This is a genomic window from Paenibacillus sp. SEL3, assembly GCF_054602585.1.
The window spans coordinates 977,821-991,524 of sequence record NZ_CM137725.1 but is presented as its reverse complement, the minus strand read 5'-3'; the positions used below and the strand labels follow the sequence as shown (position 1 = coordinate 991,524).

General features: G+C 45.5%; 9 protein-coding genes. All 9 read left to right on the top strand.

The annotated features are described in order from the left end of the window. Nucleotides 1-36: 36 nt before the first annotated feature. The 9 genes from ACYCS5_RS04705 (at nt 37) to ACYCS5_RS04665 (ending at nt 13,636) form a co-directional block, all read left to right on the top strand. Nucleotides 37-2,190: a DUF454 family protein gene (locus ACYCS5_RS04705; RefSeq protein WP_459760894.1), complete on the top strand. Its 2,154-nt coding sequence runs from the start codon at nt 37-39 to the stop codon at nt 2,188-2,190. Continuing rightward, a complete protein-coding gene (locus tag ACYCS5_RS04700) occupies nt 2,183-3,838 on the top strand; it encodes an amino acid ABC transporter ATP-binding/permease protein (protein WP_459760893.1) in 1,656 nt (551 codons plus the stop codon). The genes ACYCS5_RS04705 and ACYCS5_RS04700 overlap by 8 nt, the downstream gene beginning before the upstream one ends. Nucleotides 3,839-4,105: 267 nt before the next feature. Then, complete coding sequence (pulA, locus tag ACYCS5_RS04695) at nt 4,106-6,640, top strand: type I pullulanase (protein WP_459760892.1); 2,535 nt, start codon at nt 4,106-4,108, stop codon at nt 6,638-6,640. 232 nt (nt 6,641-6,872) lie between these two features. After that, nucleotides 6,873-7,514, top strand: coding sequence for a 50S ribosomal protein L25 (locus tag ACYCS5_RS04690; protein WP_029515690.1), 642 nt, complete (start codon nt 6,873-6,875; stop codon nt 7,512-7,514). A 284-nt stretch (nt 7,515-7,798) separates the two neighbouring features. Continuing rightward, entirely contained in the window at nt 7,799-9,295 is a 1,497-nt protein-coding gene (locus ACYCS5_RS04685; protein WP_459760891.1) for a methyl-accepting chemotaxis protein, read from the top strand. 189 nt (nt 9,296-9,484) lie between these two features. After that, entirely contained in the window at nt 9,485-9,733 is a 249-nt protein-coding gene (locus ACYCS5_RS04680) for a hypothetical protein (RefSeq protein ID WP_029515688.1), read from the top strand. Nucleotides 9,734-9,769: 36 nt separating this feature from the next. Beyond that, a complete protein-coding gene (locus ACYCS5_RS04675; RefSeq protein WP_176715758.1) occupies nt 9,770-11,431 on the top strand; it encodes a sensor histidine kinase in 1,662 nt (553 codons plus the stop codon). Continuing rightward, nucleotides 11,428-12,192 (top strand): LytR/AlgR family response regulator transcription factor, encoded by a 765-nt coding sequence (locus ACYCS5_RS04670; protein WP_029515686.1) that lies wholly within the window; start codon nt 11,428-11,430, stop codon nt 12,190-12,192. The genes ACYCS5_RS04675 and ACYCS5_RS04670 overlap by 4 nt, the downstream gene beginning before the upstream one ends. Nucleotides 12,193-12,382: 190 nt before the next feature. Next, nucleotides 12,383-13,636, top strand: coding sequence for an L-lactate MFS transporter (locus tag ACYCS5_RS04665; RefSeq protein WP_069012491.1), 1,254 nt, complete (start codon nt 12,383-12,385; stop codon nt 13,634-13,636). The last annotated feature ends 68 nt before the right edge of the window (nt 13,637-13,704 follow it).

Sequence of the window (13,704 nt, the reverse complement as noted above, 5' to 3'; positions counted from 1 at the left end):
AAATCATTACTATTATAACTATTAGGGAGGATTATAGTGAAACCGATCTATATTACCTTAGGGTTTTTATTTTTGGCGCTTGGAGTTATTGGTGTAGTGCTACCATTGCTACCGACTACACCGTTTCTGCTGCTCGCGACCTTTTTCTTTATGCGGGGGTCCGAAAGGATTCACCAGTGGTTTTCGAATACCTCCCTGTACCAAAAGCATCTAGAGAGTTTTGTTCAAACAAGGTCGTTGAAGCTGTCTACGAAAATCACGACATTGGGCTTAGCGTCAACGATGCTGATTATAGGCTTTATTTTCACCCCTAATGTGTGGGGCAAAACGCTCATCGTCTTGGTCATCCTTTTTAAATATTATTACTTTATATTCCGAATCGGAACAGTGAGAAACGCTGCAGCAAAAATAACACCATCATCTTCACCTGCACCTACTCCAAAAAAAAAGTCTAAAATGGTCGACAGCCGTCTGCTCGGTCTAGTGGAACATTCTCGAAAATATATCGTATGGGGTGTGCTTGTGCAGTGGATCGGTCTTTTGGGGAGTATAGCCGCTGTGTTGTCTATGGCCTTTGTTATGCAGCAGGCATGGGAAGGACAAGTGACTCGCAAGCTGATTCTATCTATGACGGTCATTGTTATTGCTGCTATTGCAGTTCGCTGCCTGAGCAATTATGCAGCCAGTATGTTATCCTATCGTGCTTCGGTAAATGCTAAAAAAACGCTGCGCTCGCAAATTTACAGCAAGTTGCTGAAGATAGGGCCCGCATATACAGATCATACCTCCACCTCGGGGGTTATTCAGGTTGCTGTAGAAGGGGTAGAGCAGCTTGAAACCTATTTCGGTAGATATATGCCTCAGCTATTTTACAGTCTGCTTGCCCCCGTAACGTTATTCATTACCCTCTCTTTTGTCAGCTTCAAAGCAGCCATTATACTATTGATCTGCGTTCCCTTAATTCCAGTGTCGATCATTGTCATTATGAGGATGGCTAAAAAGCTTTTTCGGAAATATTGGGGTAGTTACGTCAATTTGGGCCACAGCTTTTTGGAGAATGTGCAAGGTCTGACTACGCTCAAAATGTACGGAACAGACCAGGATAAACATCAGGAAATGAACACAGCAGCTGAAGATTTTCGCAAAATGACGATGAAAGTGCTGACTATGCAGCTTAACTCCGTGGCCATTATGGATCTTATCGCATTTGGTGGTGCCGTTGCGGGTGTACTGGTCGCGGTAAGCGAATATTCTTCTGGACGAATTGGCTTGGCAGGAGCAATCATCATTGTTTTGCTGTCGGCAGAATTTTTTATTCCTCTGCGTCTTCTGGGTTCTTACTTTCATATCGCCATGAACGGAATGGCTGCAAGTGACAAAATATTCCAAATGTTGAGCACAGAGGACCTTATCCAAGGACAAAAAAGCATAGAAACCACAGATATTCGTCTGGAACAGGTGAGTTTCGCCTACGACGAAAGAGATACCTTACGAAATGTATCCATGGATATTCCCCAGGGCAGCTTTGTATCCATTGTTGGGGAATCAGGCTCTGGTAAAAGTACGGTAGCCGGATTGATTGTTGGGCATCACGAGGGGTATCGAGGAAGCCTGACGATTGGAGGAACCGAGCTTACCGATATTTCGGAAGAAAGCCGCATGCGTCATATGACCTGGATCGGTTTTAACAGCTATATTTTTAAAGGCACCGTGGAAGCAAATTTAAAAATGGGCAATGAGCACGCGGATGAGCAACACATGCTGGAAGCTTTGCGACAAGTGAAGCTGTATGATTTTATCCTCTCAGAAGGAGGTCTGGAAGCAGAACTGGAAGAGCAGGGAGCCAATCTGTCAGGAGGACAGCGCCAGAGGCTAGCACTAGCCAGAGCATTGCTACATGATAGTCGTGTCTACATTTTTGACGAGGCCACCTCTAACATTGACAGTGAAAGTGAGGAAGGCATTATGGAGGTTATACATGCGCTGGCAGGTCAAAAAACAGTGATTCTTATCTCTCACAGACTGGAAAATGTAGTTCAATCCGACTGTATCTATGTGCTGCAAAACGGTTTGGTGGCAGAATCGGGAACGCATCATGAGCTGTTGAGCCAGCAGGAACATTATGCGGAGATGTATCTCAGTCAACACCAGGTAGAGCAGTTTGTAAAAGGAGGGGCTGTATATGCGTAGACACGGATTACGGATCATGGGCCAATTATTGGTATTGGCGGGTCCTCTTTTACCTGTACTGCTCATCACGATTGTTACAGGAGTGCTTGGTTTTGTTTGTGCTATTGGCATTATAGTGTTCGGAGCCCTGGCTCTGCTTACAGCAACGAGCATCACGACAGGCTACACCCTATCGTTTTTGCTGACGGTGATTGTGGTTTGTGCCGTACTGCGCGGCGTATTCCGTTATGGCGAGCAAATGAGTGGTCATTATCTCGCTTTCAAGCTACTGGCTGTACTGCGTGATAAGGTGCTTCAAGCCCTGCGAAGACTCGCTCCAGCCAAATTGGAAGGCAAGGACAAGGGGAATCTGATATCACTCATTACGAGTGATATTGAGCTGCTGGAAGTATTTTATGCGCATACGATAGCGCCTGTAATGATTGGCATCATCACCTCACTGCTCATGGTGTTTTTTATCGGTTCTTATGAGCCTCTGCTAGGCTGGCTTGCTGCGCTTGCTTACATAACCGTCGGTTTGTTTATTCCCCTACTTACGACACGTATGGGCAAGCGCCAAGGGATGGAATACCGGAGCAGCTTCGGCCAGCTGAGCAGTTATTTTTTGGACAGCTTACGTGGGATGAAGGAAATTGTGCAATATGGGCAAGGGGAACAACGATTAAATGAAATTAACCGTCGTACGGATCAGTTGGATGCCAAGCAGAAAGAGTTGAAGCATCATGAAGGCATCACAAGAGCAGTCACAGATGCAGCTGTAGTCGGATTTTCATTCTTGATGCTGCTAGCTGGATTGTATAGCATGTCTAAAGGACAGATGGATTTTACAAGTATGCTGATTTCAGTCATTGCTCTGTTTAGTTCATTTGGTCCGGTGGTCGCACTGAGCAATTTGTCCAACAATTTGCTTCAAACGCTGGCAAGCGGGGAGCGAGTGCTAAGTCTGCTGGAGGAGAGCCCGGAGGTAGAAGAAAATATGAATGGAATGACCGTTGGCTTTACTGGAGCGCAGATAGACAAGGTGACTTTTGCATACGATGGTCAAACGGTGCTGAATGATGTAAGTCTCACGATACCACACAAGCTAATTATAGGTATTCAGGGTAAAAGTGGGTCCGGTAAGTCAACGTTGCTGAAGTTGCTGATGCGATTCAGGGACCCGCAGAAGGGTGGGATTTTACTATCTGACCACGATTTGAAGGACATTGAGACCCGACATTTGAGAAGCTTGCAAAGCTACGTCGATCAGCATACATTCCTGTTTGACGATTCCATTGCAGCTAATATCAAAATTGGAAAGCCGGATGCTACACATCAACAGGTTGTGGAAGCAGCCCGTAAGGCATCAGTACACGATTTTATTATGACATTGCCTCAAGGATATGACAGCCGGGTCGGAGAATTGGGGGACAGGCTGTCTGGTGGTGAACGCCAGCGCTTGGGGCTGGCCAGAGCCTTTGTTCATGATGCGCCCCTCTTACTGCTAGACGAACCAACTAGCAATTTGGACAGTTTGAACGAAGCGATTATTTTAAAATCGTTAAAAGAACAGCAGCAAGACAAAACGATCATCCTTGTTTCGCATCGAAGCTCTACTATGCGAATGGCTGACGAAATTTTTCAAATGGATAACCGCCGACTCTCCTGAACGTGATGAAAGCTGGGAAATAAATGTGATGCTTTGAAGGCGAAAGCTGTAGCCTGTTCATCGTTTTGTCATAAAATGGAGTGTGCGTGTTGAAATGGGAGCGTCATCCTTATTTAAATCATCCAGCTTTTCAAGCTTGTCTTATTTTGATAGCCTATGAGGTGAGGATTTTGCAAATCCTGAGGTATATTGACAAGTCATAAACATCATAAATGATGGATGAACAGAGGCTGTAAGCCGATGTACAGAAATGGGTGGTGAACAGAAATGTCAGATTTCAATCAGCTTAAAGAGCTTGAGCACACAAAATATCCCATATATGAAGGCTATGATTTGGGTCTTACTTATACGCCTGCGGGCAGCAAGTTCAAGGTATGGGCCCCGACTGCGAAGCAGGTCCATATAGCGTTGTATAGCGATGCGGGGGCGTACGATCAGGAGGGGAACGTTCAGGAGCACGGCGGGGGTCAGGAATTTCTCATGATCCGTGATGATCAAGGGGTATGGTCTATAGAGCTGGAAGGTGACTGGAACAAATATTATTACATGTACAGGCTGGAGTGGGCGGACAACACTGTTCATTATGCTGCCGATCCATATGCCACAGCGGTATCAGCCAACGGGCAACGTACAGCGATCATTGATTTGGCTCAAACCAACCCGGATGGATGGGAATTGGATGCGGGGCCTACCCTTAAGCGGCCGACGGATGCCATTCTCTATGAGGTTCATGTGCGTGATTTTTCGATGGATACCTATTTTAATACAGGGAAAAAAGGCTTATCTGCTGCTCAGGGACGGTTTGAGGCCTTTACGTATACGGGATTGAAGGATCCTGAGGGGAACAGTATCGGGCTGGATCATCTGCTGGAACTGGGCATTACACATGTTCATTTGCTTCCAGTAGCTGATTTTCATACGGTGAATGACTTTGCGGAATTAGATACTGAATATAACTGGGGCTATGATCCCCAGCATTATAATGTGCCGGAGGGGTCTTATTCTTCCAATCCGGCTGATCCGGAGGCACGTATACGAGAGCTGAAACTGCTGGTACAGTCTTTGCATTCTGCCGGCATCGGTGTCATTATGGACGTTGTATACAACCATACGTATTCGGTGGAACAGGGGCCATTTGAGCCTGTTGTACCTGGATATTATTACCGCACGGATGAACAAGGGCAGCTCACCAATGGATCAGGTGTAGGCAATGAGGTGGCAACCGAACGTCCGATGGTGCGCAAGTATATCAAGGATTCACTACGCTATTGGGCAGAGGAATATCATATAGACGGCTTTCGATTTGATCTGTTGGGTCTGATTGATACACCAACCGTGGTGCAGCTTACGCAAGAACTTCGCTCTGAAGTGCGTCCAGATCTGCTGATCTATGGTGAGCCTTGGACGGGAGGAGAATCTCCACAACCCTTGCTTACGCTAAAAGGAACACAACGGGACAAAGGCTTTGCTGTTTTTAACGACAACTACCGTTCTGCTATTAAGGGGGATAGCGACGGTACTGGAAGCGGGTTTGCCACGGGGGCAGAACATCAGGAGGAGCAGGTGCTCAAAGGTGCTTTTGGGGCTATTCATGATTTCACAGCTCAGCCATCGGAGACCGTCAATTATGTAACTGCCCACGATAATCTCAATCTGTGGGATAAAATTTTGACGGTAAGACATTTGCGGGAGCACTGTCGTTTTCCACAATGGGAGCAGGGGAAGCCACAGGATGGGAGGACACCTGAACATGCTGTTGCCGAAGCAGATCCGTATGGGGAACTGGATGAAAATAACCTGCTAGAGGACGAAACCGTGCGCAAGTCCCTGTTGGCCAACGGCATGGTACTCACATCTCAAGGTATTCCTTTTATTCATGCAGGGGATGAACTGTTGCGCTCCAAATATGGAGACCACAATAGTTACCGGAGCTCAGATGTGGTCAATGCCATTCATTGGGATAACAAGGCGAGGTTTCGCCCCGTGTTTGATTACTACCAAGGCTTAATTGCTTTGCGACGCAGCCACCCAGCATTCCGAATGGACCAACGTGAGCTGGTGGAGCAGCACATGGAAGTGCTGCAAAGCAGTGGGCATGTGGTGGCCTTTGCTTTGAGGCACCATGCTAACGGCGATGCCTGGAATCATATTGTGGTGATTTATAACGGCTCGGATACGGAGCAGACGATAGTATTGCCTGCGGAATCGGATCGTTGGCATGTGGTCGTGGACGCACACGGGGCTGGTAATGAGACACGGTATGAAGTCGTAGGCCATCGTGTAACTGTATCGCGCTGGTCAATGATGGTGTTATATGATCAGGAAGAACCTGCACGAGTCTCCTTTTTGACTGAACAAGATCAGGCTAATCGTCAGGCGGAGAACGAATTGGAAGACTCGGATGAGGGAACAGATCAAGAAATTGCAGGTACAGCCATGGCTTTGACAGATGTGCAGCTTGGAAACGATAATGAAGTCGCTCCATTTCGTACGATTGAACTGATCTACGAGCGTACGGATCGGCAATACACTGGCTGGAACGTATGGGTATGGGGAACTGGGCATCGCGACGGACATGTCGAATTTCGGGATTTGGATGACGGTCGTGCAATAGCGCGTATTCAGGTGGCTCCTGATATACAGCGAATTGGCTACATTGTCCGGCTTAATCACTGGGATGCCAAGGATGTTGAGGCAGATCGATATATTGATATAGACCAGAACCAGTCTGTGATGCAGGTACTGATTCATAGTGGCAGAGAAGAATATTTGTTACTGGTAAATGATAATCGGGCCGGTTAGACTTGCGTGCTTGGTTGCGTATATACACAAAAATAGCATTTTTCGATCATTTCGAGAAATGCTATTTTTTTATGCAAACGTGTGTCAGTTTCAGAAAAAAGGGGTAAAATAGAATTATGGACTTGTTTAGTTTTGCCAGCTAGCTGGCTTACATCCTGTAGTACGACTGGTAAACAGGCAAGATTCTTGGAGGAAAATCATTTGTAAGGTAACCTGAAGGAGGTTGTATATCATGAGTTCTAATGGAGGAAGTATTCAACTGACCGCCCAGCCGAGAACAGAGAAGAAGGGTTCGGCCATTCGTGGATTGAGGTTAAAAGGACGGATTCCAGCTGTGGTTTACGGCTCTGAGCTTGAAGGAACCCCTGTACATGTCGATGCCAAGGAATTTAATAAAGTAGTCAAAACCGGACGTTCAGAGGTGTTTAACCTCACAGTAGAGGGTGGAGAAACCATTCCAGTTATTATTAAAGATTATCAACAGCGTGATAACCAATGGTTGCATGCCGACTTTCTGAAAATCTCCAAAAACAAACCGCTTCGCGTGCGTGTTTCTATTGATTATCAGGGTACACCTGCAGGTACAAAAACAGGCGGTATTCTGCAAGTTCAGGAAACGGAAGTTGAGGTCGAAGGTCTTCCGGCTGATTTGCCATCTACCATTGAGGTGGATGTATCCGCGCTGGATGTTGGCGACAAGCTGAGCGCTAGCGACTTGAAACTCCCTAAAGGAGTAACACTGCACGTCCCTGAAGAAGAACTGCTTGCTTCTATTATCGTTCCACGTGCAGTTGAAGTAGAGAATGCTGCTGTGGAAGGTGATGCAGCGGCAACCGAAGGCGCTGAAGAGGCTTCTGAAAACAAGGAATCCTAATATTATCAGTGAATACATGAACCTTTTCCAATTGCAAAGATCATCAAAAATGAATTCAAAATCGTTCCCTGTCAGGGGGGCGATTCTTTGCATTCATTTATTTACAATTACTACTCTTTCCCTTTAAGAGTTGTCCTGTTGTAATTTGACGATTAAAGGGAATGTGGAGTGTTTGCATGATTTTCATTCACTACGTGTTCTGATATGACGATATATAAAGTATGGTATTTACATTTTTATTTTATAAATACCTAATATATATTCTAAGGAGCGCGTACACAATCATGGACAGAACGAGTGAATTGTTGTGGCAAAGAAACAAATTGGTGATCATTATTTTTTGGATTATGGCCTTGAGCGGCATCGTCCCGGCATTATCTAATCCCTCGATGTGGGTATCTAATGGTGTAGGATTTGTAGTCGCGGCAGTTTTAACGATCCTGAATGTGAAAAAGAAAGGAATCCGCCTTATTCCGTGGATTACTACGTTTTTTAGCGTATTAATGTGTATATTTTTGAACTTATCTAACGTCGAGGTAGGGACCACCATATTAATTTGCTCTTTGTTTTTGCTGTATCCGTCTTACCGGTATTTTCTGGTAGCTATGACCTTAAATCTCTGTAATATATTTGTGCAAATAACAATCGGTACGCCCCCAATTCCCCCGGCTACCGGTTCTTTGCGTTATGTGCATGAGTTTATTATTGTTTTACTCATTGGTTTACTACTGTTAGTGGTATCGGTGTTAAATCAAAAGCAGTTTAAGAAAAGTGAAGAGCAAAATAAAGATATCGATGTTACAAGGCAACGAATTGAATTTCTGTTTGAGCAAGTTAGACAAGCAGTGGCTGGATTGCATAGCTTTACAGAACGATTCAGGAATCAAGTAGATGCGACGGGCAGCGTGACAAATGAAGTCGCTTTCGGATTTCAGGAGGTTGCCAAAGGGGTAGAAATGCAAGCTTCGAATATCACCGAGGTTACGGATAACTTGGCTCAATCTGACCAGCACGTGCGAGAGGTAGCTGATCATTCCCGAGAACTGAAGCAGCTTTCCGAAGATACGAAAAATGCCGGGGACAGAGGGAGCAGTCAACTGCTTGCATTGACGTCTCAAATTAAGGATTTGGGTCAAGTCATGAGCCGTACCAAAGAAGAACTGGACGAGTTTAGAGTACAAAGTGATAACATGTCTGCCATGCTTAAAGATATTACTCAAATCTCGAAACAAACTAATTTGCTGTCCTTGAATGCATCCATTGAGGCCGCCAGAGCGGGAGAGCATGGAAAAGGATTTGCCATCGTAGCTGGCGAAGTGCGTAATTTGGCTGAAATGGTAGGGAACACCTCGGTGGCGATGGAAGCTATTTTGACTCAATTGAGAACTCAGATGGATTCTGTCGTAAGCCAATTTGACATGGGACAGCACAGGCTACAGCAAAGTATGGAATCGGCACATTCGACCGAAATTGTACTGGAAGACATCCTGCAAAACGCCAATAAAGTGCTGATGCAGGCCGTGGATGTGGAAAACAGTACGAATAGCATGCAGCAGTATTCATCTCAGGTTGTTCAAGAGATGACGGAATTTTCAAGTGTAACGGAACAGGCGAGTGCAGCATCAGAACAAATTTTGGCTGGAGTAGAGGAACAACGAAATATAACCTCCAATATGGTGACCGGGTTTAGTGAGCTAGAGGCGTTGATTATCCAATTAAAAGAACTGGTACATGATCAGAAGGAGTACAACAGTCCTACCGAAATCAGCAAAAGCAAATAACCGACAAGCTTCTTCATCGGACTAGAGAGCCGGGGAGTATCGCTATCAAGCGGTACTCTCCGGTTTTTTTCTGCGTTTGAAGAAGGGAAATGAAGAAGAGGCGATTTCTAGAAGCTATAATTAGATGGAAGTTGATGGTATAATTTGTGGCAGTTTAAATGCTTTGTAACTAAGGGGGGATAAATTCTTATGGAGCTTAAATATTTGTTATTCGGCGTGTTGAGCCTATTGGGTAGCGGAGTGATATATACGATGGAGCGCTTTATAGCAGTCATTCAATGGGCTGCGAATTCCGTACCTGTTAAATTGAATAGTTCGGGCATTTCTATGTCAGAACCTGATATGCCGAGTTTTGTTGACAATATATTTGTTATTATTTTATTCGTATGTGGCTTGATGATACTTGGGTATGGTGTGTATGAACGACGTACACGATAACATAAGCATATTCGTTTTTATTTGGGAGGAACGCAGGTGAACGCCTTGTTGGAAATGCTGATGCAGCTATTTGAGCGCGCAGCGTTGTTACTGATTTGTTTATTTTTTATTACACGTATCCCCCGATTTAAGGAAACCTTGCAAAAGAACAGTCATTCTCCGGCAGAGCTGGCCATACTAACATTGATTTTTTGCATGTTTGCACTGTTCGGCACCTACACCGGGATTGAAGTTGAAGGTTCGCTTGTTAACGTTCGAATCATAGCAATTATGGCAGGCGGTATTTTGTTTGGACCCTGGGTTGGGATCGTTACAGGTATTATATCGGGTATCCATCGTTATCTGATTGATATCGGGGGAGTGACCTCGATTCCGTGTCTGATTACGAGTATTCTGGCAGGTGTGGTGTCAGGATACATCGGCCGCCGGGTCAATCGTTCCAAGAGATGGCTGGTCGGTATCGCCGCAGGTATGGTCTGCGAAGCGTTGACGATGCTGCTCATTATGGTGATGGCACAACCCCATAGCCTTGGAGTGGACATCGTTTCCAAGATTGGTCTACCGATGATTATCGGAGAAGTCAGTATCGGTTTAATCGTTCTGTTGATCCAGAGTGTGGAGGGGGAAAAGGAGAATATCGCGGCCAGACAGGCCAAGCTGGCACTGGATATTGCCAATAAGACGTTACCTTATTTTCGCTCCATTAATGCCGAATCCTTGCATACGATTTGCTCGATCATAAAAGAAGACATCAAGGCAGACGCGGTGGCGATTACGGATACCAGAGATGTGCTGGCCTATGTCGGTTTTGGCGAAGAGCGTTATCACATCGGAGATGAGATCATTAGCGATGTGACTAAATCGACGATCCGCAGCGGTAAAATCACGATCCGCAATCATATTGCAGACGATAAAACACCCCAAATCCAGTCCCTGCTCATTATCCCGTTAGAGGAGCGGGGAGAAGTAACCGGAACGTTGAAGATTTATTATCGCAAAGCTTATAAAATCACGTATCCGTTGCAGACGATGGCGATTGGCTTGTCTCAAATCATTTCCACGTTAATGGAAGTATCGCGTGTGGAGCAAATTAAGGAAGCGGCGAATAAGGCCGAGTTAAAGGCACTCCAGACTAAGATCAATCCTCATTTTCTGTTCAACGCGTTGAACGCCATTGCCTCGACGACACGCACCAAGCCGGATAAGGCCCGAGAGCTGATCATTAATTTATCGGGTTATCTGCGCTATAATTTGGAGCTGAATGATGATTTGATTGAAATTCATAAGGAGCTTCAGCAGGTGTCTGATTACGTAGAAATTGAAAAAGCACGCTTCGGCAACCGGCTTCAGGTAGAGTATGTAATGGATGAGGTGTCTGTGCGTATTCCAAGCCTTATTATCCAGCCCCTGGTTGAGAATGCGATTAATCATGGAATCCTCAAGAAAAAGGGGGCAGGTACAGTAACCATTTCTGTAAAGGATCGTGGAGAAAAGGTGCGTATTTCTGTGGCAGATACCGGGGTGGGTATACGCGATGATGTTGTGGATAACCTGTATCATGATCGGGTTCCGGCTAAACAGATCGGCTTGTACAATGTGCACAGACGACTCAAGCTTATGTACGGCGAAGGAGTTATTATTCTGAAGCATGAGCCGGGCACCGAAGTTTATTTTGACATACCAAAGGAGAAGTCATGAAGGCCATAATTGTAGAAGACGAACTTCCGGCGCGTGAAGAGCTGGAGTATCTTATTCAGACTCATAGCAACATTGAGGTGACCGATAGTTTCGAGGATGGGCTAGATGTGTTTCGGTTTCTGCAAGATCAGGAGACGGATGCGATCTTTCTGGACATTAATATTCCTTCATTGGACGGGATGCTGCTGGCACAGAACATTAGCAAATTTGCCAAAAAGCCCTATATTATTTTTACGACCGCCTATAAAGAACATGCGGCGCAGGCTTTTGAACTGGAGGCGTTCGACTACATCCTCAAACCCTATGATGAAAAACGGATCGCATCTATGCTGCGTAAGCTGGAAAATGCTTATGAGCAGCAGAACGTTCCAATACAGGAGCCTGTCCAGACGGCGCAACCCCGAGCTGCTGAAGCCAGCACCGTTGCTGCGCCAGGTCGTATTAATCTGCTGAAAAATGACAAAATCATCGTAACGGATGCGAACGATATTTACTATGCGTGTGCGCAGGAAAAGGTGACCCGTGTCTTTACTAGGCACGAAGAATATACGATGCCGATGAGCATTTCAGAATTTCATAGCCGGTTGCCGCAGCAGGACTTTTTCCGCTGTCACCGATCGTACACAGTTAATCTGTCGCAGATCCGTGAAATTGTACCTTGGTTTAATCATACGTATCTCCTGCGTTTGCGTGGACTAGAGGCTGAAATTCCAGTAAGCCGTAGCAAGGCCAAGGAATTTCGGCAAATTATGCGACTTTAAAGGCATTTCATTCCGCTATATGTGCATTTCATTCCTCAAACGATTTCTGGCTGACATGCAGGGTTATAATAACCCGTGTAGAGAGAATCCTTACAGACTTGCTCCTCCTCAGGCGCAAAGTATACTGGATTCCCGGTTATCATAATCACAAATTGACGCTGTAGAGCCGGAATGAAAAGAGGAGATTGAAATGAAAACAAACAGCGGAAATCGTTGGCTTGTCGTACTTGGAACAATCATTGTCCAGATGGGATTAGGAACCATTTACACATGGAGTTTATTTAATCAACCGTTGGTGGACCGCTTTGGCTGGAACCTCAGTTCGGTTGCCATTACATTTTCAATTACCAGTTTTGCACTGGCGTTTGCTACCTTATTCGCAGGCAAACTACAGGATAAATGGGGACTACGTCGTTTGATTTTGTGTGCAGGTGTCGTGTTAGGAGCAGGGCTCATGCTCAGTTCACAGGTAACTTCGTTATCCCTGCTTTACATTTTGGCGGGTATTGTCGTAGGTTTTGCGGATGGAACGGCATATATTACATCACTTTCTAATCTGATTAAATGGTTTCCTGAGAAAAAAGGACTTATTTCCGGTATTTCGGTTGGGGCATATGGAACAGGCAGTCTTATATTCAAGTATATTAATGGTTCGTTGATTCAGTCCGTTGGTGTATCGCAAGCGTTCTTATATTGGGGAATGATCGTGCTGATCATGATTGTGGGTGGTTCTTTCCTGGTAAGAGAAGCTGTAGTCGTGAACAAGCCTTCGGTACAAAATGGGGTCGTACAGCGGGACTACACCGTTAAAGAAATGTTGCGCACCAAGCAGGCATACCTGCTGTTCGTCATGTTCTTTACCGCTTGTATGAGTGGTCTCTACCTGATTGGAGTCGTCAAAGATATCGGCGTACGGATGGCCGGTCTGGATGTAGCAACAGCCGCTAATGCGGTCGCTATGGTCGCCATTTTCAACACGGCGGGTCGGATCATTTTAGGTGCGCTATCGGATAAAGTAGGTCGTTTGAAAGTAGTAGCGGGTGCGTTGCTGGCAACGGCGGCTGCAGTTACAGTGTTAAGTTTGGTACCGCTGAATTATGGTTTGTTCTTTGCCTGTGTAGCAGGAATTGCTTTTTGCTTCGGCGGCAACATTACAGTCTTTCCTGCCATCGTAGCTGATTTCTTTGGACTGAAAAATCAAAGTAAAAACTATGGTATTGTGTATCAAGGCTTTGGCCTTGGTGCGCTGGCGGGGTCATTTATCGCAGCCTTGCTCGGCGGATTCATCCCGACCTTTACCACAATTGCTGTGCTGTGCGTCGTATCGTTCCTGATTGCCCTTACCATTCGCACTCCAGAACAAGGTAAAGGCAAACTGCGTAGTGAACGGAAGAAAAATACGAACAGTGTGCGCAGCATGAAGCCTGGAACGAAACTGGGTTAAATGATTTGAGAAAAAAGAACCAGATGAATGCCAAAAGACCTGTCATCATTTCTCTAAGGGAGATTATG

Excerpts from the sequence above, each read along its gene's own strand:
- ACYCS5_RS04670 (WP_029515686.1), top strand. The coding sequence starts at position 11,428 with ATGAAGGCCATAATTGTAGAAGACGAACTTCCGGCGCGTGAAGAGCTG.
- ACYCS5_RS04685 (WP_459760891.1), top strand. The coding sequence starts at position 7,799 with ATGGACAGAACGAGTGAATTGTTGTGGCAAAGAAACAAATTGGTGATC.
- ACYCS5_RS04690 (WP_029515690.1), top strand. The coding sequence starts at position 6,873 with ATGAGTTCTAATGGAGGAAGTATTCAACTGACCGCCCAGCCGAGAACA.
- pulA (WP_459760892.1), top strand. The coding sequence starts at position 4,106 with ATGTCAGATTTCAATCAGCTTAAAGAGCTTGAGCACACAAAATATCCC.
- ACYCS5_RS04665 (WP_069012491.1), top strand. The coding sequence starts at position 12,383 with ATGAAAACAAACAGCGGAAATCGTTGGCTTGTCGTACTTGGAACAATC.
- ACYCS5_RS04680 (WP_029515688.1), top strand. The coding sequence starts at position 9,485 with ATGGAGCTTAAATATTTGTTATTCGGCGTGTTGAGCCTATTGGGTAGC.
- ACYCS5_RS04700 (WP_459760893.1), top strand. The coding sequence starts at position 2,183 with ATGCGTAGACACGGATTACGGATCATGGGCCAATTATTGGTATTGGCG.